The organism is Pseudomonas sp. B414, from assembly GCF_055408445.1.
The window spans coordinates 1-2773 of record NZ_JBUZTQ010000070.1; the positions used below are offsets into that span (position 1 = coordinate 1).

Here is a 2773-nt window from a genome sequence, read left to right on the forward strand (position 1 = left end):
GGACTCCGTCCCTCCCTCTGCTGCTTCGGCTCGAAACCAGGTTGGTCCGGTTTCACCTGACGCGCACGCAAGCGGTGCGGCCGGATGCTTCGCACCCTGGTTTCGCCCTGGACGGGCTGCACCAGGGCAGAACGGAAAAATTCGGCCTGGGGGCCATTTTTCCTCACCCCCCTCGTGGGCTCGGGTGGCGTCTGTCAGGCTGTTTCCGTCGTCTTCGACGCCGGTTTATCAGAGCGGCTTTTGGCCGCTCTGGAAGCAGCTTTCGCTGCCCAAAGCCCTCTGCGCTATCATTCGATTTTCGTCTAGGAAAATTCCTCATGCAGCGTCTCGCCATACCTTCGGATTACGTCCTGCAGTTCATCCTGGGCCGCGCCTCCTATGTCCTCCCATGGGAGGACAAACTTTGCCCAGGTAATCCAGCAGATGATCCCGAAACTGGCGCAGAGGAATACAACGCATATGCCATCAAAAAGGCGCAGGAAGTCGGCAGAGCAACGAAACCAGACCCCGTGCTAGATGCAGTGTATTTGGCGTTAAAAACGCCTGGAGAGGCTTACAGGGCCCTTGCTGAGGATCTTGCGGAGGCTTATCAAGGTCGTTATAGGTTTCTCATAGACAATTTGGCCCAGTGGGACGAAGAAACCAGGTGGTTGAGGGCTGACCTGGTTTTTTCCAATTCTGAGCTTCGCCATTTGTCAGCCACGCAAGTGATGGCTTTACGAACAAGGGCCGCCGAGGCCTGACGCGCTGCGCTTGTCCCCTCGACCTCCATACGGGAACAGGTTCCCGTACTCCGATCGAGGCCAGTCCATCCACCGTTGAAATTCCTCAGGTCAGGGGCCGCGACCCCGGCTCGTCGTGACTCGCTTCACCGTCGCGGCGAACGGAGTCCCGGGCGGAGCGAACCCTTGACCCTTCGCTGATCAAATCACCCTCTGGCGCTCTGTTCCTGGCCACCGGCCGGGAGCGGAGGCCCCCAGCATGGGTGCTGTTGATTTTGCTTTTGGCGCTCTGGGTAGTATTGCGAAATGTTCTTCACCCCCCTCCCGGATCCTGTGGGGTGCTGTTACACCCCCACTTTACCGAAGACTCCTTCGTTTTTTGGCTCTGGAGTGGAGGCGCAAACCTCGCCCGTTATGTTCCTGGTCGTGATGAGAAAATTTGCCATCACCACTGAGGAGCTGGGCATGAGGGTTTCAATCGAGCTGGATCGTAAGGATGTTTTGTCCCTGATCGCTGTTTTTCTGCTGATGCTCCCGGATTCCGGGGCTTTGCGCGGTTCTGAGGCTGGCGAGTCCCTGCTTTACTTGATACATAGAAACAATGTGTTAGCAGGTGCTATGCTCGGCCCCACGAATAAGGGGGCCATGAATGGCGCATAAAAAAACCCCTGAGAACTCTTCCAACTTGGCAGGCGGGGAGTTCACAGGGGCTGACGAAGCTAGGCTTCTGGACGAGAGAATAACACGCTACGGCGTGGCTCACACAAGGTCTCAGGCGATGCTAGAACATCTCCGAAAGACCCCGTCCGAAGCGACCATCAAGACTGCCGCTAGCCTTGCCAGCTGTGGTAATTACCTGCATTTCCGGGAGTACTTCACCGTGGGCAAGGTACGGCTGCATAGCGCGACGTTCTGCAAGCAGCACCTGGTCTGTCCGTTGTGCGGCATTCGCCGCGGTGCCAAGGCTCTTGGGGCTTACTTGACCCGCTGGCAGGTGATCCAGGAGGAACGCCCGGATCTGCGGCCCTATCTCCTGACCCTAACAGTCAAAAACGGGCCGGATCTTGAAGAGCGTCAATCGCACCTCGCGAAGTCGCTACGTCGCTTGATGGATCGTCGTCGCTACTTCAATGCCGGTACTCGTGGCGCTCCCTGGACAGAGCTTTGCAAAGCCGAGGGGGCCGTCTACACCCTCGAGCTGACCAACAAGGGCAATGGCTGGCACCCGCATTGTCACATGATCATTCTGGCCACATCACAGCCCTCCCAAACCGACCTCAGCACCGAGTGGCACAAGATCACCGGTGACAGCATGGTCGTGGATTGCAGGCCCATCCTGGGCGATCCCGTTGAGGGTTTCATGGAGGTGTTCAAGTACGCCGTGAAATTCTCCGATCTGACCTTGGCTGACAACTGGCACGCGGCGCAGATCCTCAAGGGCAAGCGCCTGCTGAACAGCTTCGGCTTGTTCCGTGGCGTTGAGATTCCCGACTCGCTGCTCGATGAGCCGCTCGACGGGCTTCCGTACCTGGATAGGTTCTATCGCTACCTGGGCGATTCATACCAGCCGGCGAGCATCAGGGAGTGAGGGCAGGCGACAGCGTAGCGCCTGCCTGCCTCACTCCCTGAAATTGCCGCTCCTATGGCTCACCTATTGCTGCGGCAATAGGCCCAACAATAGGACCTGCAATATAACCGCCAAGAGCCAAAAACATAGAACCCAACAGCAAAATGCCGTCACCCCTGCGGGGCTCCGTGGCCGCCCCTCCGGGCCGCCCAAACCTCCCGGGGGAGCGCCCCGGAAGGCCTTCAGGGTTCTGAATCGCTGCGCGATCCGCCACCCTCTTTCCTCCCCTGCGCCCTGGACGGGCTTGTCTCGAAAATTCACCCGCGTGCGCGCCCGGCAAAGCCGGACCAACCCGCTTTCTGAGACTGCGCGACGCATCGGCGCGGGACTCCGTCCCTCCCTCTGCTGCTTCGGCTCGAAACCAGGTTGGTCCGGTTTCACCTGACGCGCACGCAAGCGGTGCGGCCGGATGCTTCGCACCCTG

General features: G+C 59.1%; 3 protein-coding genes. All 3 read left to right on the forward strand.

Annotated features, from left to right (window positions below; all coding sequences use genetic code 11):
* Nucleotides 1–317: 317 nt before the first annotated feature.
* Nucleotides 318–743 (forward strand): hypothetical protein, encoded by a 426-nt coding sequence (locus ACZRMH_RS25665; protein ID WP_073454712.1) that lies wholly within the window; start codon nt 318–320, stop codon nt 741–743.
* Nucleotides 744–1028: 285 nt separating this feature from the next.
* The gene (locus tag ACZRMH_RS25670; protein WP_127652685.1) at nt 1029–1382 is read left to right on the forward strand and encodes a hypothetical protein; all 354 of its coding nucleotides are present in this window, start codon (nt 1029–1031) and stop codon (nt 1380–1382) included.
* A 118-nt stretch (nt 1383–1500) separates the two neighbouring features.
* The gene (locus ACZRMH_RS25675; protein WP_196492187.1) at nt 1501–2310 is read left to right on the forward strand and encodes a protein rep; all 810 of its coding nucleotides are present in this window, start codon (nt 1501–1503) and stop codon (nt 2308–2310) included.
* Nucleotides 2311–2773: the final 463 nt, after the last annotated feature.

Coding starts and splice junctions, on each gene's coding strand:
- ACZRMH_RS25665 (WP_073454712.1), top strand. CDS start 318: ATGCAGCGTCTCGCCATACCTTCGGATTACGTCCTGCAGTTCATCCTG.
- ACZRMH_RS25670 (WP_127652685.1), top strand. CDS start 1,029: ATGTTCTTCACCCCCCTCCCGGATCCTGTGGGGTGCTGTTACACCCCC.
- ACZRMH_RS25675 (WP_196492187.1), top strand. CDS start 1,501: ATGCTAGAACATCTCCGAAAGACCCCGTCCGAAGCGACCATCAAGACT.